The organism is Chitinimonas sp. BJYL2 (assembly GCF_027257935.1).
Classification (GTDB): domain Bacteria; phylum Pseudomonadota; class Gammaproteobacteria; order Burkholderiales; family Chitinimonadaceae; genus Chitinimonas.
In genome coordinates this window covers 869,184-884,692 of record NZ_JANZKW010000002.1, presented here as the reverse complement: position 1 = coordinate 884,692, position 15,509 = coordinate 869,184, and the positions used below count along the sequence as shown (strand labels likewise).

Sequence of the window (15,509 nt, the reverse complement as noted above, 5' to 3'; positions counted from 1 at the left end):
TATCGCGGCCGATCGAAGAATTTCGGCGCAGTTTTCCCGCAATTCGCCACAGAATCCGGAGTGTCACTCTATGAAACTCGCATTTGTTTTCCCGGGCCAGGGCTCGCAGGCCGTGGGCATGCTGAACGCCTTTGCCCATCTGCCCGAGGTGGTCGCCACGCTGGCTGAAGCCAGTGAGGCGCTGGGTCAGGACGTGGCCGCACTGATTGCCGACGGCCCCAAGGAAGCGCTCGACGCCACGGTGAACACGCAACCCGCCATGCTGGTTGCCGGCGTGGCCACTTACCGTGCCTGGCTGGCCCAGGGCGGCCGGGTGCCCGATGTGCTGGCCGGTCATAGCTTGGGCGAGTACAGCGCGCTGGTCGCTGCGGGTTCGATCAGCTTTGCCGATGCGGTGAAGCTGGTCCGCCTGCGCGCTGAGGCCATGCAGTCGGCCGTGCCGGCCGGCGAGGGTGCGATGGCCGCCATTCTGGGCCTGGACGACGATGCGATCCGTGCTGCCTGCGCCGAAGCCGCGCAAGGCGAGGTGGTAGAGGCTGTGAATTTCAACTCCCCCGGCCAGGTCGTGATTGCCGGCGCCAAGACTGCGGTCGACCGTGCCTGCGAAGCCTGCAAGGCGCGTGGCGCCAAGCGTGCGCTGCCGCTGCCGGTATCGGTGCCCTCACACTGCGCGCTGATGAAGCCCGCGGCCGAAAAGCTGGCCACCGCGCTGGCCGGAATCGAGATCAAGGCGCCGGCCATCCCGGTTATCCATAACGCCGACGTGGCTGCCTACACCGATGCTGCGCAAATTCGCGATGCGCTGGCACGCCAGCTGTTCAGTCCGGTGCGCTGGGTGGAGACCGTGCAGTATTTCGGCGCCAACGGCGTCACGCTGGTGGCCGAATGCGGCCCCGGCAAGGTGCTTGCCGGCTTGAACAAGCGCATCGTCGATGGCCTTAATGCCGTTGCCCTGACCGACCCCGCCCAGTTCGACGCACTGAGTGCGCAACTGAGCGCCTGACATCACGGAGAACCCCATGTCCCTGCAAGGCAAAGTCGCCCTCGTTACCGGCGCATCCCGCGGCATTGGCCGTGCCATCGCAGAAACCCTGGCCCGCGAAGGTGCCATCGTGGTTGGCACCGCCACCAGTGCTTCGGGTGCAGACGCCATCTCGGCTTATCTGAAAGAGGCCGGCTTCAACGGCACCGGCCTCGCGCTGGACGTGAACGACGGTGCGGCCATTGATGCCGCGCTGGAGGCCATCGATAAGCAATTCGGCCCGGTGGCCGTGCTGGTCAACAATGCCGGCATTACCCGCGATCAGTTGCTGATGCGTATGAAGGAAGACGAATGGGATGCCGTCGTCGATACCAATCTGCGCTCGGTCTATCGCCTGTCCAAGGCGGTGCTCCGTGGCATGATGAAGGCCCGTTGGGGTCGCATCATCAGTATCGCTTCGGTAGTGGGTAGCCTGGGTTCCGCTGGCCAGACCAACTATTCGGCGGCCAAGGCTGGCATGATGGGGTTCAGCCGTTCCTTGGCGCGTGAAGTGGGCAGTCGTAACATCACGGTCAATTGTGTGGCGCCCGGCTTCATCGATACCGATATGACCGCCGTGCTCCCGGATGACTACAAACAGAAGCTGCTGAGCCAGATTCCGCTGGAACGTCTGGGTCAGCCGCAGGAGATTGCCGATGCCGTCGGCTTTCTCGCCAGTGACCGTGCCGGCTATGTAACCGGCACGACACTGCATGTGAACGGCGGCATGTACATGAATTAAAAGGCTTTTTATAGCCTTAACTCGCGCCTGCCTTTTTTTGCTAGAATGCGGGCGCTTTTTGACCATCCAACACGAAAGGCTTGGGTTCAAGAATGGAAAACATCGAACAACGCGTGAAGAAGATCGTCGCCGAACAACTTGGCGTCAACGAAGCAGACATCAAGCAGGATTCGTCCTTCGTTGAAGACCTTGGCGCCGACTCCCTCGACACCGTTGAGCTCGTGATGGCGCTCGAAGAGGAATTCGAGTGCGAGATTCCGGACGAAGAAGCCGAAAAGATCACCACGGTTCAGCTGGCGGTTGATTACATCAAGGGCCACCTGAACAAGTAAGCCGGCAGCAGGTCGTCAGGTTGACGGCGGCATCTGCTCTGCAAGACCCCGTGACGATCCGTTCGTGCGGGGTCTTGTCGCATTGACCCCGCAATTTGATCGGTTGCTTGTTTGAGTCTGGGCGTAAGCGGTTTGTCGCAAGCGGCTGCTAAGCTCGCTCCCAATCATCATCCCGCAGCACAGGAATTTCCATGTCCAAACGCAGAGTCGTTGTGACCGGTCTCGGTCATATTTCGCCGGTGGGCAACAACGTTGAAACCGGCTGGGCCAATCTGCTGGCCGGCAAGAGCGGCATCGGCCGCATCACCCGTTTTGATGCCAGCGCCATGGCCTGCCAGATTGCCGGTGAAGTGCGTGATTTTGACGTGACCCAGTACATCTCGCCCAAGGAAGCACGGCGGATGGATACCTTCATCCACTATGGCATTGCGGCAGCGCTCGATGCCATCAAGGATGCGGGCCTGGACGAGATTGCCGACCTCGATAAAACCCGCGTTGGCGTCAATATCGGTTCCGGTATTGGCGGCCTGCCCCTGATCGAGGAAACCGGCCGCGATCTGCTCGAAGGTGGCCCGCGCAAGATCGGCCCCTTCTTCATCCCCGGTTCGCTGATCAACCTGATCGCGGGCCATGTCACCATCATGAAGGGCTATCAGGGGCCGTCCTATGGCATCGTCTCGGCCTGTACGACCGGTGCGCATTGCATCGGTGATGCTGCCCGCATGATCCAGTATGGCGATGCCGATGTGATGATTGCCGGTGGTGCCGAGTGCGCGATTAGCGGCCTGGGCATCGGTGGCTTTGCCGCGATGAAGGCGCTGTCCACTCGCAATGACGACCCGGCCACCTCGTCCCGCCCATGGGACAAAGGCCGCGACGGCTTCGTGATGGGCGAGGGCGCCGGCATTCTGGTGCTCGAGGAATACGAGGCCGCCAAGAAGCGCGGCGCACGTATTTATGCCGAGCTGGCTGGTTTTGGCATGAGCTCGGATGCCCACCACATCACGGCACCGAGCGCAGAAGGCCCTGCGCGTGGCGTCAGCAATGCCCTGCGCGATGCGGGTCTGAATCCGGATCAGGTGCAGTATGTGAACGCGCATGGCACGTCCACGCCGCTAGGTGATGCCAACGAAACCAATGCACTCAAGCTCGCATTTGGCGACCACGCCAAGAAGCTGGCGATCAACTCGACCAAGTCGATGACGGGCCACCTGCTGGGTGGCGCGGGCGGTGTCGAGGCCGTGTACTCGGTGCTGGCCGTGCATCACCAGAAGAGTCCGCCCACCATCAACCTCTTCGAGCAGGATATCGAAGGGGGGTGCGATCTGGACTACGTGGCCAATACCGCGCGCGATATGCGGATTGATGTGGCCATCTCCAACTCGTTTGGTTTTGGTGGTACCAACGGCACGCTGGTGTTCAAGCGCGTCTGATGGGTTGGCAAGCCTGAACGGCCGCCTCCGGGCGGCCGTTTGCTTTGCCGTGCCGGTCGCGCATGCAGAAATTTCATCGCCGCAAAGCCTTGCCAAGGTGGATGCCAAGCGGGAGACTGCGCGCGTTTCCCCATCTAGCACTGCGATGCCAAACCTGTCGCTCCCGTCCGCGCCTGATCTGCTGGCGCTGGCAGCGGCCTACCCGGCCGACTTCCCTTATTTGCTCCAGTCTGCCGGCGCGCAGGGCTGGGACATCCTGTTTGCGCTGCCCGAATCCGTGCGTGTCTACGCGGCCGATGAGGGCAGGGCGTTGTTTGACGATCTCGCCGGCTTGCCCATTACGCCGCAAGTGCGCGACGAGGCGTTGCCGTTCCGCGGTGGCTGGTTCACCTATCTGGGCTATGAGTGGCTACAAACGCTCGAAGCCACGGTGGCATCGCGTGAGGGTGATGCGTTCCCTCTGGGCCTGCTTGCGCGTGTGCCCGCTGCGGTGTTGGTGTCGCGCGATAATGGCCGTGCGTTGCTGGTGGCCGAAACCGACAGCCAGCTGGCGCGCTTGCAGCAATTGATTGCCGTCGCGCCGGGGTTTGCGCCGCATCCGGTGGTGCTGGAAACACTGACCGAGGACGCGCCCGACGCCTTTCTGGCCGGCGTGCGGCGTAGCAAGGATTACATCCGCGATGGCGACGTATTCCAGGTCAACCTCTCGCGTGGCTGGGATGCCCGGCTCGCGGCCGATGTCGGCCCGCTGGATCTGTATGCGCAGCTGCGCCAGGCTAACCCGGCGCCGTTCTCGGCCTATGTGGATCTGGGCGATGGTAACGCCATCGTCAGTTCCTCCCCTGAGCGCCTCGTGCGTATCGATGGCTACGGCCGCGTCGAAACACGGCCGATTGCCGGCACGCATCCACGCTCGCCCGATCCGGTCGAGGACGCCGCCCAGAAGTCGCGCCTGATCGCCTCCACCAAGGAGCGCGCCGAGCACATCATGCTGATCGACCTGGAACGCAATGATCTGGGCCGTATCGCTGTGCCCGGCACGGTCAAGGTCGATGCGTTGATGGAAGTGACCAGCTACACCTATGTGCACCACATCGAATCAACCGTGAGCTGCCAGTTGCGTGATGGTGAAACCGTCGCCAGTGTACTGCGCGCGCTGTTCCCGGGCGGCACCATCACCGGCTGCCCCAAGGTGCGCTGCATGCAGATCATCCGCGAGCTCGAAGACCGACCGCGCCGGGCCTACACGGGCAGCCTGGGCTACATCAACCGCGATGGCTCGCTGGACCTCAACATCCTGATCCGCACTTTTGTGCAGACCGGCGACACACTGTACTTCCGCGCGGGCGCAGGAATTGTGGCGGACAGCGATCCCGAGCGCGAACTCAACGAAACCCGCGCGAAGGCGCGCGGCCTGCTGCGGGCGCTGGGGCAAAATCAATAAGATTAGGTTCTGTCCAACCGGATAAAGCATCCCGCAGTGAGCATGGCTTCTTGCAAGACGTCGCATAATGAATAGCTGCTCGATTTAATCTGGCAGAACTAAAAAAACGTAGAAATCAGGGGGAAGTATGAAGTTGATCTTTGCCGGCATGCTCGCCGGGTGTGTGCGCAGATGTTGGTTGCTGGTCTTGGTGATAGGGTTGGTACCTTTACATGCCGAGACCCAGGCCCGGCAGTTGTTGTTCGGTAGTCCAGCGCACTGGGTTCTGTCCACGCCTCAACGGGCCTACGTAACTCATTCGAACGAGACTAGCCAAGGTCTTGCCTACTTGCAGACGGACATGCAGGTAAGAGTCGAATCGAATAGTCGCTCTATCTATCGTTACCTGTCGATGAAGACGCTCAATAGCGTCGGGGTGGAAAAAGCCGCCAATATCAGCATCGATTTTGACCCGTCCTACCAGACCCTGACCATGCATTGGGTTCGCATCCGTCGCGGTGAGGCCGTCATGGACAAGCTGGTACCCAAATCCGTGAAGTTGTTGCAACGCGAGCGAGAGCTGGAGTACCTCATCTATGACGGTACCAAGACAGCAAGTCTGTTTCTCGACGACATCCGGGTTGGCGACATCATTGAGTATGCGTACACGCTTACTGGTAGTAATCCGGTTTTTGCCAATCAGACATTCGGACGCCTTGACCTGCAGTGGAGTGTGCCGGTGCAGCATCTCCGAGCGCGCTTGCTGGTACCGGTCGGTCGAACGATCCAGGTAACATCGCTGAACACGGATATGCAAGCCCAAGTCACCGAGTCGGGCGCTTACCGGGAGTATCGCTGGACGCGTGAAAAGGTTGCGCCGCTTGTTGTTGAGAACGACGCACCTGCTTGGTACGACCCTTACCCCGCCGTTTACTGGACTGAATTCCAGCGTTGGTCGGACGTGGTCAGGTGGGCGGCGCCCTTGTATCGCGCGCCAGATCGTGTGAGTCCGCTTCTGCAGCAGGAAATTCGCCGAATCGCCGATGCACATCCAGACACGGCTGGGCGTATTGTTGCCACCCTCCGATTCGTGCAGTCACAGATTCGTTATCTGGGCGTGGAGGTTGGGCCGGGCTCGCATGCACCGAGCCACCCTGACGTCACCTTCAAAAGACGCTTCGGTGATTGCAAGGATAAAACCCTGCTGATGATCACGATGCTCAAGGCGTTGGGCGTAGAGGCGACGCCGGCGCTGGTCAATACCCAGCTTACGCGCGGTATTGAAAAGTGGCCGCCCATGCCTTCGGCGTTCAATCATGTGCTCGTTGCCATCAAGGCTGCAGATGGCAGTCATTACTGGCTGGACCCTACGCGCAATACGCAGCTTGGCAATCTCGCCCGCGTGTACCAACCCGACTTCGGTCGCGCCTTGCTGATCGATATAGATAGTGCTGATCTGGTACCCATGCGAGGTGCAGGCGGAAATATGAGTCGCCAGATCAAGGCCGAGCTGGATGCGAGCGCCGGCTTTGACAAGCCCGCACATTACACCGTGGTAACGGTTACGGAGGGTGCTGGTGCGGATGCGATGCGGCATACGCTGGCATCCCAGAATCGTGAGGAGTTGCAGAAGCAATACCTGAACTATTACGCACGGTTCTATCCCGATATAGCGGTTCGAGAACCGTTTGTTGTAGAGGAGGATGAGTCGGCCAATCTGGTCACCATTACTGAGCGCTACACGGTACCCGCCTTGTGGGTGCGTAATGAGGACAAGCAGCGCAAGGAGGCATCCATCTACGCACCGGATGTCCTTGAGTACCTGCGTAAACCAGAAAGCCTGAATCGCCAGTCGCCCTTGGCTGTGCGGTATCCCGCCAGCATTACGCACATCACCACGGTGACCCTGCCGGAAGCCTGGCCAGATCGCAGCGATAGCGACTCGATTGAGCACGCAGCGTTTACGTACTCGCGCACTACCCTGCAAAGGGGCCCTGTACTGACCATCACGGACAAGTATCAGACCAAGTCGGATCATGTCGCTGCCGATGCCGTAGCTGCCTACGCAGAGAAGCTGGGTCAGGCACGTGCCAGCACGGATTACGAGCTCTACTTAAATGACCCGGAGACGGAGACGGCCCGTAGCGGAGGCTCGGGTATCAACTGGACCATCGTGCTGATCGGGGCAATGTTTACCTGTCTGTGGGTTTGGCTGGCACACAAGTTCTACCGCCATGATTTGCCAGCAAACCGTAATCCACTTCCCAAGCAGGTTGCCCGGCGCTTTGGCGGCTGGCTGCTCCTGCCACTGCTCGGCATTACCGTAACCCCCTTCAGGCTGCTGGCCGAAATGTCGGAAACCTTGCCGGCTTATGCCCCGGACACTTGGGCGAGCCTGACGCAGGCCAGCAGCGAGGCCTACCACCCGATGTGGGAACCCGCCATGCTGGTGACGCTGGTGGCGAATCTCGGGCTGATGGTATTCAGCATCTTGCTGGTCGTGCTGACTTACCAGAAGCGACGCACGGTCCCAATGCTTTATATCGGCCTGATGTCAGCCGGGCTGGTGCTGATGGTGCTGGATGTTTCGGCGGCCTATGTTGTGCAAGGCCGCGAGGCGCTTGATTCGGCCACGATGAAGGGTTTGGCACGCAGCGCGTTCGGTCTCCTAGTTTGGGCACCTTACTTTGCTATCTCTGTCCGTGTGGCGGAAACGTTTGTTCACGACTATCACCGGGTCAAGCCAGTCAATGTTGAGCCGCCCATGACCCCACCTGCACCATCTGCCAAAGCTGCGCAAGAGGCCCTTGCTGTATCACCGGTTCAGGCTGAGCAAACCGATGGGGCGACCAATGCGCCGTCTCTGGAAAAGGTTTGAGAGCCAGGCGGGTATGTGTGCTGACAAAGGTGAGGAGCGGGCATGATACGGATCAATGGTGAGCCCAAGGCCCAGGTATCTTCGAGCGATCGCGGTCTCGCTTATGGCGATGGCGTGTTCCGTACCTTGCCTTGCCGTGCTGGTCGCCTGCAGTCATGGTCACGTCACTACGCGCGTTTGCGGGATGATGCGGCCCGACTGGGTATCGTTTGCCCGAACGAAGCCACTTGGCTGGCCGACATTGCCCAACTTGCACCATCGGATGCGACGATCAAGCTTACGCTCACACGAGGTATCAGTACCCGCGGCTATGCGAGTGATCCAGTTGCTGCGCCAACGCGTGTCGTACAGATGGGGGCATTGCCTGCCTATGCGCTGCAACGGCCAATCGCGCCGGTTGAGGTGCGCTTGTGTGACTGGTTGCTGCCGATCAATCCGGGTCTTGCTGGGGTCAAGCATCTGAACCGTCTGGATCAGGTGATGGCGCGTAGGGAGTGGTCGGATGTTGGTGTCTTTGATGGATTGATGCGCAATGCGCGTGGGGAAGTAGTGGAAGGGGTGATGAGCAATCTGTTCATCCTGCGCGGCAACACCCTTTACACCCATCCCCTGCAGGATTGTGGCGTGGCGGGTGTGACGCGCGATATGGTCATCGCTGCGGCGCAGTCGCTGGGTGTGGCGGTGGCGATGCAGGCGTTCGACATCGATGCATTTCTGGATGCCGATGCGGCGATCTTATGCAACAGTCTGGCTGGCGTGGTGCCGATAGGGGCTTGTGGCGAGCGGCGCTGGCGGGACGATGGTTTTGCGCGGACCTTGGCTGAACGTGTTGATGCAATGGCATTGGAGGAGAGTGTGGCATGCGCAGCATCCTGATGACGCTGGTTCTGGTGAGCCTGCCTGCGCTGGCGGCTGATCCGGTCACGCTGCCGGACAAATACACCCCCATTTTCTACGAGCATCTCAAGGGCAAGGAAAAGGATCGTTGCGACAAGTACGTGAAGGAGCTCAAGGTGATGGAGACCCGCAAACGCCTGGGTGCGCAACCTTGGGAACTGGAGCGTATGGCCGCCAAGCGCGACAAGATCGAGAAAGATTACGACAAGTTTTGCCTGCGCTGGAAGCCGCAGTAGGGGCCAGGCGGGCGAACCGGGGTGAATCAGAAAGCCGGCTTTGTAGCCGGCTTTCTGCATGGTACGCGGGCCGCACGGTGCCGATCAGCCTCGCGCCTGCTTGACCAGGCCTTCACAGACCGGCTTTTGCGGATCGGTCTTGGCAATCGGGCGGCACAGCTTGTCCAGCTGGCTGTGTACCTGTCTGAGACTGGCTTGATGCGCCTTGTCCTTGTTCCAGGCCGTGAGCTTGCTCAGCAACTTTTCCAGCGCGCGCTGATTGCGCTCGTAGAAAACATGCTTGCTGGCTTCGAGTTCCTTGAGTACCTGCAGGGTGGCCTTGTCGATGCGCTTGGCATCTTGCGGGCTCAGTTCGATAAGGCCGCTGATGTAGCTGACTCCCCATTGCAGTCGTGTGGCCGGACCTTCTGCGCGTTGATAGGCCTGCTCCATCCAGTTCAGCGCGGCGGCCTTGTCGCCACGTGCCTTGGCGTTCGCAGCCAGACCCAGCATGAAATAATAAGGCGAGTGTGAGCGCTTGAGCTCCGCCAGCAGCAGGCGATCGGATTCCTGATCGAGCCCGGCTTCGGTGAGCGCATCGGCCCCGAGGCTGATGACCGACTGGCGTTCGTAGCCATCGGTGGTGGTCTGGTCTGCTTGACTGACACGTTGGCGTATATCTGCCACCAGAGCCGTGGGCAACGGCGCTTCGGGCGCGCTGATGCGTGCCAGCGAGAGACCGGCCACGGCAGCGGCCAGTCTGTCGGTAGTGGACACCGTGGTGTCGTCGGCAAGGGTGCGTAAGGCGGCATGCCAGGCCTTAAGCAAGGTCTCCCGCTCTGCGGGGGCCGCAGCGGTCAGCACCTTGCCCATGCTGCTGGTGTAATTGACCAATACATCGAAGTTGCGTCGGGTCTGGCCAGTCGTGGCGAAGAGTGAGTGCAGCAGGCTGCGTCCCTGCGCTGCCTGCTCGGGTGTGATGCTGCCGGCGCTGGTGCTGACGGCGAGTGCCTTGAGTTTCAAGCGCAATGCAACCGGGCCCAGGTTGGCGGGCATGCGTGCGACCAGATTGGCCAAAGTACCGGGCAGACGGTCTTCCGGCACCAGCTGGGCTCGATCCGTTTCCCAGGCATAGTCCGCCAGCAGTTGCCACTCGCTATGGCTGAGCGCCTCCCCTTGATTGGCGCTGGCAAGCAGCTGGCGCACCGGACGGGCATTGCTGAGGCCCAGCTCCAGCGTTTGCAGATAGCGTTCCAGGTCCACCTCGCCGGGGAGACGTGTGATCTCGCTGCCGTCCGGCTTGAACAGGATCATGGTCGGGTAACCGCGAACCTTGTACTGACTGGCGAGCTTTTGTGCGCCGGGGCTATCGCCATCCAGATAGACAGGAATGAACTGGCGAGTACGTTCAATGAAGGCCTGCTGTTTGAAGATGGTGGCCTTGACCTGGTTGCAAGGTGGGCACCACACCGCGCCCCAGTAAAGAAACAGCGGCTTCTGGGTGGCTTTGGCGCGTGCAAAGGCGGCAGTCACATCGCCCTGCTCCCAGGCAATGCCGGGTGGCAGCGCATGGCTGACGGACTTGGCAATGGCGGGCTGCACGGCACTGGCCGTCAGCAGGGCTGTGAGAATCAGGGCGAAACGCATGGCAACCTCTTGGGCTTGTGCATCAGGATGGCGCTGATTCTAGGGTGAAATCGCGGCCAGCGTTGCTTGCATGCTGCAGCGGCTGTGTGCGGCAGTATTGTTTCCTTGCACACCTGAACTAGTATGAAGGTCAGACTCCCTTACCCTGCCTGCAATGATGGTCGCAAACGACAGCAAGAAAACCGTTCTGATCGTGGATGATTCTGCCAGCTTGCGGCAGGTTGTTCATATTGCCTTGGCCAATGCCGGTTACGAAGTGGTCGAGGCCGCGGATGGCAATGAGGGCCTCGCGCGCCTTGATGGTCGTCGTATCCACTTGATCATTTCCGATGTGAACATGCCCAATATGGACGGGATTTCCTTCGTGAAGGCCGTCAAGCAACTGCCGGAGTATCGCTTTACCCCCATCATCATGCTGACTACCGAGGCGCACGAAGACAAGAAGATCGAGGGCCAGATGGCGGGCGCCAAGGCTTGGGTCGTCAAGCCTTTCCAGCCTGAGCAGGTGCTACGGGCCGTTGCCAAGCTGATACTTCCCTGAAGCCAAGTAGCGGTTGTCTGCGATGATGCTTGTGCACAGTTTCCATTCCGCCATGCGGCAGCAAGCCTACCGGGAGCCGGCGTATGGCCATTTCTTCGGTTTATGACCAGGATCGCTGCATTCTGCGTATCGATGGCACGCTCACCATCTACGACGCCAGTGCGGCCAAGCAGCGCATGCTCGATGAGCTCAATATCGCCGAGCACCTTGAGGTGGATCTTGCCGGTATCGCCGAGTTTGATACCGCGGGTGTGCAATTGTTGCTCGCACTCAAGATCGAAGCCAACCGCCAGCAAAAGAACCTGAGTTTCCATGGCCACAGCAAGGCAGTACTTGCCGTGATGGATCTCTACAACATGGCCGGGGTGTTTGGTGACCCGGTCATCATTTCTCGCGGGCGTACGGCATGAATCTCGAATCCGCCAAGCAGGTTTTCTTTGAGGAGTCGTTCGAGTTGCTGGCGGCCATGGAGGATGCGCTGCTGGCAGTGGAAACCTCGACAGGGGATCTGCGCCGCGAGTATCTCAATGCCATGTTCCGCGCGGTGCATACCATCAAGGGATCGGCAGGCCTGTTCGGCCTCGATGATGTGGTGGCATTTACCCATCTGGGCGAGAGCGTGCTGGACCGCGTGCGCGACGAGGCGCTGCCGCTCACGGTAAGCCTGATCCAGTTGCTGTTTGCGACGCGCGACCATATTGGGGCCATGGTGGAAGCCGTCCGCCAAGGCAGGAGCGTGCCGCACGATCTGACCCTGGAAGCCCAGCTGCATGCCTGTCTGCAACCCGATGCAGAAAGGGAACCAGCGGCTGCGCCGATGACCCGGGTGGCAGGGCCGACGGTGGAGGTGGAGACCGACGGCGACCATGTCGTTTCCAGCGAGCACTGGCATATCTCGCTGCGGTTCGGCCCCGATGTGTTGCGGAACGGCATGGACCCGATTTCGTTCATCCGTTACCTCGCTTCGCTGGGGCGGATCGTCTACCTGACGACGCTTTACGACAGCCTGCCCGAACTGCTGCCCATGGACCCCGAGTCCTGCTATCTGGGATTCGAGATCGAGTTCGATGCCGCGCCGCATGTGGACAAGCTCGCCATTGAAAACGTGTTCGAGTTTGTGCGCGACGACAGCCAGATCCGCATCCTGCCGCCGCATTCACATATTTCGGAATACATCCGCCTGATCCGTGAAATCCCAGAGGGCGCCACCCGGCTGGGCGATATCTTGGTACGTGGTGGCGCGCTGACGCCGTCTGAGCTCGATGAAGTGCTCGGCATTCAGCGTGAAGCAGCGGAAAGCGGTGACCATCGCCCGCTGGGCGCCATTCTGGTCGAGCAGCAACTGGCACCGCCGCAGGCAGTGGCGGCGGCACTCGACAAGCAGCGTGAGCATCAGGCGCAGAAGACCCGCGAACATCGTACCGTGCGGATGGATGCATCCCGGCTCGATTCCCTGATTGATCTGGTTGGTGAGCTGGTGATTGCCGGCGCCGCTGCACAACTCTCGGCCAGCAAAACCGGCAACAACGGCTTGATCGAGTCTGTCGCCTCGCTGGTCGGCCTGGTGGAACAGATTCGCGATGAGGCCCTGTCCCTGCGGATGGTGCCTGTGGGTGACATATTCAACCGTTTCCCGCGGGTGGTAAGGGATGCGGCACACGAGCTTGGCAAACAGATACGTCTCGATATTTCCGGCGAGGACACCGAGCTCGATAAGTCCATGGTTGAGCGCCTGGGTGATCCCCTGGTTCATCTGGTGCGCAATGCGATAGACCACGGTATTGAATCCGCCGACGTTCGCCAGCTGCGGGGCAAGGCCGAGGTTGGTACGGTCTGGCTCAATGCGTTCCACGAATCGGGATCGGTGGTCATCGAGGTGGGGGATGACGGCGGTGGCCTGGACACCCAGCGTATCCGCGCCCGTGCAATCGAGCGGGGTCTGATCGACGCCGACGTGGTGATGTCGGAGCGTGAGACCTGGCAACTCGTGTTCGAGCCAGGCTTTTCCACGGCGGAGACCGTGACCAGCCTGTCAGGCCGCGGTGTGGGCATGGACGTGGTCAAACGTAATATCGAGGCGCTCAAAGGCAGTATCGAAGTGGATTCCAGCGCCGGAGAGGGCACCATCGTCCGTCTGCGCATGCCCCTTACCCTGGCCATCATCGATGGTTTCCGCGTCGGCGTTGGCGCTGCCAGCTTCGTGATTCCGCTGGATATGGTGCTGGAGTGCCTGGACCTGCCCCTCAGCGAGGTCAGCGATGCGCGCCATTACCTGAACCTCCGTGGCGAAGTGTTGCCCTATCTGCTGCTGCGGGATCTGTTTGAGGTAGAGGCGGCTGCAAGCGCCCGGCAGGCGGTAGTTGTGGTGCAGTACGGTAATCTGCGTGCCGGCCTGGTGGTGGACAGGCTTGAGGGCGAGCTTCAGGCCGTGATCAAACCGCTGGGCCAGTTGTTCCGCGGTGTACGTGGTCTGGCAGGTTCCACCATTCTGGGCAGTGGTGCGGTGGCGCTGGTGCTGGATGTTCCCGATCTGATCAGCCGCGCTGCCAGCTCCGAGCAACGTACCTATGAACCCCGCAACAGCCTTGTAGAACTGCCCCGCCCGGGCCGTGAAGGATGAGCGCCATGGCCTGGCCGATGCATCTCACCCTGTTTCACCGTTTTTACCTGGTCTTCGGGATGGCTGCCCTGCTGGTGCTAGGCATGGGCCTGCTTGCCATGATGGCGCTGGACGATGCCGATACCCGACTACGCCGCGTCCACGAGCAACATGTGCTGGCCGTGCGCGATCTCTCTGCCGCGCATGTCGCAGCGCTGCAGTACCACCAGCTCACCCAGACCCTGATCCTTATGCCGGACACACCGGACCGGTCCAGACTGCTGGCTGCACGCCAGCAGGCCGGGAGCCGCTACCTCAGCATGATGGACCGGTATCGATCTACGACCCGAGACCGGGACGAGAAGGCGGTCATGGCCGAGATCGATCGTCTCTGGCTCAGTCATCAGGCCGTGGCAGAGCGCGCCATGACCCTCCCAGCCGCCGCGGCTGTGCCCGCAGTAACAGACCTCGCCGTAACGGACACCGCAGTAGCGGCGCCGGTATCGCCCGCCATTTTCCGAGAACTGGATGCCAGTTTTGCGGCATTGGCCCAGGCACTGGATCGCGCGACGGACCTGGATGGCCAGCGCATCGCCGAAGCCGTCAAGCGCAACACCCAGCAGCTCGCCGAACAGCGGCAACTGGGTGGCTGGCTCAGCCTGGTCGGACTGTTGGCCATGCTGGTCCTGGGTATCGTGATGGTGCGTTACCTGCTTGGCCTGCTCGGTGGTGAGCCGGAGGCCGCGAGCCGGATCGCGAACCATATCGCTGCGGGCAATTTGCGCACGCCGATTCCACTGCGCCACGGCGATACCCGCAGCTTGATGGCCGCCTTGGCCAGCATGCAGCGCAATCTGCAAGCCAGCATGCGTGAGCTGCGCGCCACGGCAGCCACCACCTTGCGTAATTCCACGCAGGTGCAGGCTGCTGCGATTGCCCTGTCGCGTACGGCGGGCGAACAGGCCAGCAATATCGAGGAGTCCAGTGCGGCCATCGAACAAATCAGCGCTTCCGTGGCGCAGACCGCACAGCATGCCGCCGAGACCGATCGTCTGGCGGGGCGCGCTGCGGAGATGGCCACAGAGGGCGGGCGAGCTGTCGGTGCTTCCTTGGGCGCCATGCGTCAGATTGCCAGCAAGATCGGGGTTGTTGACGACATTGCCTACCAGACCAACCTGCTCGCACTCAATGCCGCCATTGAGGCGGCTCGGGCTGGTCAGCATGGCAAGGGTTTTGCCGTTGTGGCGCAGGAGGTTCGCAAGCTGGCCGAGCGCAGTCAGGCTGCCGCCCGTGAGATCGGCAACCTGGCGGGGGAGTCGGACAAGCTGGCTGTCAGCGCGGGTAACCTGCTCGACAGTTCGCTACCCGAGATACGTCATACCGCGGATCTGGTTGCGGAGATCACGGCGTCGGGCCGCGAGCAGGCAACCGGGCTGATGCAGATCAATCAGGCCATCAGTACGCTGGGTGTATCCACGCAGTCCAATGCTGCCGCGTCGGAAGAGCTGGCCGCGACAGCAGAGGAAATGCTGCGCCATGCCGAACAGCTTGCCCGGCAACTGCAGGTGTTCGAGCTGGATGAGCCTGCGCCGATCATCCTGCCCGAGGTTGCCGAGCCGCCACGTACGCCCAGTAAAGCCAGTGCCCCAGCGTCTCCGCCGGTCCCGGTGATACCCAAGTTTGTGGCGCAGGTTGCCGAGTTGCCTCGGCCCAGTGGCAATATCGCGCCTATCCAGCATCCGGCCAAGCCGGTCGATGAAACCCAGTTTGTCCGATTCTAG

13 protein-coding genes are annotated in these 15,509 nt (G+C 61.1%); 12 read left to right on the top strand and 1 reads right to left on the bottom strand.

What is annotated here, in order from left to right; translation table 11 throughout:
* The first annotated feature begins 70 nt into the window (after positions 1-70).
* The 8 genes from fabD (at position 71) to O9X62_RS09640 (ending at position 8,962) form a co-directional block, all read left to right on the top strand.
* Positions 71-1,003, top strand: a complete 933-nt coding sequence (gene fabD / locus O9X62_RS09675; RefSeq protein ID WP_269532619.1) for an ACP S-malonyltransferase — start codon at positions 71-73, stop codon at positions 1,001-1,003.
* Positions 1,004-1,019: 16 nt separating this feature from the next.
* Entirely contained in the window at positions 1,020-1,763 is a 744-nt protein-coding gene (gene fabG, locus O9X62_RS09670) for a 3-oxoacyl-ACP reductase FabG (protein ID WP_269532618.1), read from the top strand.
* Positions 1,764-1,855: 92 nt separating this feature from the next.
* Positions 1,856-2,095 carry an acyl carrier protein gene (acpP, locus tag O9X62_RS09665; protein WP_269532617.1) on the top strand — a complete coding sequence of 80 codons (240 nt, stop codon included), beginning with the start codon at positions 1,856-1,858 and terminating at the stop codon, positions 2,093-2,095.
* 191 nt (positions 2,096-2,286) lie between these two features.
* Positions 2,287-3,528 carry a beta-ketoacyl-ACP synthase II gene (gene fabF / locus O9X62_RS09660; protein ID WP_269532616.1) on the top strand — a complete coding sequence of 414 codons (1,242 nt, stop codon included), beginning with the start codon at positions 2,287-2,289 and terminating at the stop codon, positions 3,526-3,528.
* 145 nt (positions 3,529-3,673) lie between these two features.
* On the top strand, positions 3,674-4,972 hold the full coding sequence (locus O9X62_RS09655; protein ID WP_269532615.1) for an aminodeoxychorismate synthase component I: 1,299 nt from the start codon (positions 3,674-3,676) through the stop codon (positions 4,970-4,972).
* Positions 4,973-5,312: 340 nt separating this feature from the next.
* Positions 5,313-7,829, top strand: a complete 2,517-nt coding sequence (locus O9X62_RS09650; protein ID WP_269532614.1) for a DUF3857 domain-containing protein — start codon at positions 5,313-5,315, stop codon at positions 7,827-7,829.
* A 42-nt stretch (positions 7,830-7,871) separates the two neighbouring features.
* Positions 7,872-8,705, top strand: a complete 834-nt coding sequence (gene pabC, locus O9X62_RS09645; RefSeq protein WP_269532613.1) for an aminodeoxychorismate lyase — start codon at positions 7,872-7,874, stop codon at positions 8,703-8,705.
* Positions 8,690-8,962: a hypothetical protein gene (locus tag O9X62_RS09640; protein WP_269532612.1), complete on the top strand. Its 273-nt coding sequence runs from the start codon at positions 8,690-8,692 to the stop codon at positions 8,960-8,962. The genes pabC and O9X62_RS09640 overlap by 16 nt, the downstream gene beginning before the upstream one ends.
* Positions 8,963-9,046: 84 nt before the next feature.
* Here the strand turns inward: O9X62_RS09640 and O9X62_RS09635 are convergent, their stop codons facing one another.
* A complete protein-coding gene (locus O9X62_RS09635) occupies positions 9,047-10,588 on the bottom strand; it encodes a thioredoxin family protein (RefSeq protein ID WP_269532610.1) in 1,542 nt (513 codons plus the stop codon).
* Between the two features lie 154 nt (positions 10,589-10,742).
* Between O9X62_RS09635 and O9X62_RS09630 the strand changes: the two genes are divergently transcribed.
* The 4 genes from O9X62_RS09630 (at position 10,743) to O9X62_RS09615 (ending at position 15,509) form a co-directional block, all read left to right on the top strand.
* The gene (locus tag O9X62_RS09630; protein WP_269532609.1) at positions 10,743-11,129 is read left to right on the top strand and encodes a response regulator; all 387 of its coding nucleotides are present in this window, start codon (positions 10,743-10,745) and stop codon (positions 11,127-11,129) included.
* Positions 11,130-11,212: 83 nt separating this feature from the next.
* On the top strand, positions 11,213-11,539 hold the full coding sequence (locus tag O9X62_RS09625; RefSeq protein WP_269532608.1) for a lipid asymmetry maintenance protein MlaB: 327 nt from the start codon (positions 11,213-11,215) through the stop codon (positions 11,537-11,539).
* Positions 11,536-13,749, top strand: coding sequence for a chemotaxis protein CheA (locus tag O9X62_RS09620; RefSeq protein WP_269532607.1), 2,214 nt, complete (start codon positions 11,536-11,538; stop codon positions 13,747-13,749). Before O9X62_RS09625 ends, O9X62_RS09620 begins: the two co-directional genes overlap by 4 nt.
* A gap of 5 nt (positions 13,750-13,754) precedes the next feature.
* Positions 13,755-15,509, top strand: a complete 1,755-nt coding sequence (locus O9X62_RS09615) for a methyl-accepting chemotaxis protein (RefSeq protein WP_269532606.1) — start codon at positions 13,755-13,757, stop codon at positions 15,507-15,509.

Coding starts and splice junctions, on each gene's coding strand:
- fabF (WP_269532616.1), top strand. CDS start 2,287: ATGTCCAAACGCAGAGTCGTTGTGACCGGTCTCGGTCATATTTCGCCG.
- fabD (WP_269532619.1), top strand. CDS start 71: ATGAAACTCGCATTTGTTTTCCCGGGCCAGGGCTCGCAGGCCGTGGGC.
- O9X62_RS09620 (WP_269532607.1), top strand. CDS start 11,536: ATGAATCTCGAATCCGCCAAGCAGGTTTTCTTTGAGGAGTCGTTCGAG.
- O9X62_RS09630 (WP_269532609.1), top strand. CDS start 10,743: ATGATGGTCGCAAACGACAGCAAGAAAACCGTTCTGATCGTGGATGAT.
- O9X62_RS09650 (WP_269532614.1), top strand. CDS start 5,313: ATGCAGGTAAGAGTCGAATCGAATAGTCGCTCTATCTATCGTTACCTG.
- O9X62_RS09615 (WP_269532606.1), top strand. CDS start 13,755: ATGGCCTGGCCGATGCATCTCACCCTGTTTCACCGTTTTTACCTGGTC.
- O9X62_RS09655 (WP_269532615.1), top strand. CDS start 3,674: ATGCCAAACCTGTCGCTCCCGTCCGCGCCTGATCTGCTGGCGCTGGCA.
- O9X62_RS09640 (WP_269532612.1), top strand. CDS start 8,690: ATGCGCAGCATCCTGATGACGCTGGTTCTGGTGAGCCTGCCTGCGCTG.
- acpP (WP_269532617.1), top strand. CDS start 1,856: ATGGAAAACATCGAACAACGCGTGAAGAAGATCGTCGCCGAACAACTT.
- O9X62_RS09635 (WP_269532610.1), bottom strand. CDS start 10,588: ATGCGTTTCGCCCTGATTCTCACAGCCCTGCTGACGGCCAGTGCCGTG.
- fabG (WP_269532618.1), top strand. CDS start 1,020: ATGTCCCTGCAAGGCAAAGTCGCCCTCGTTACCGGCGCATCCCGCGGC.
- O9X62_RS09625 (WP_269532608.1), top strand. CDS start 11,213: ATGGCCATTTCTTCGGTTTATGACCAGGATCGCTGCATTCTGCGTATC.
- pabC (WP_269532613.1), top strand. CDS start 7,872: ATGATACGGATCAATGGTGAGCCCAAGGCCCAGGTATCTTCGAGCGAT.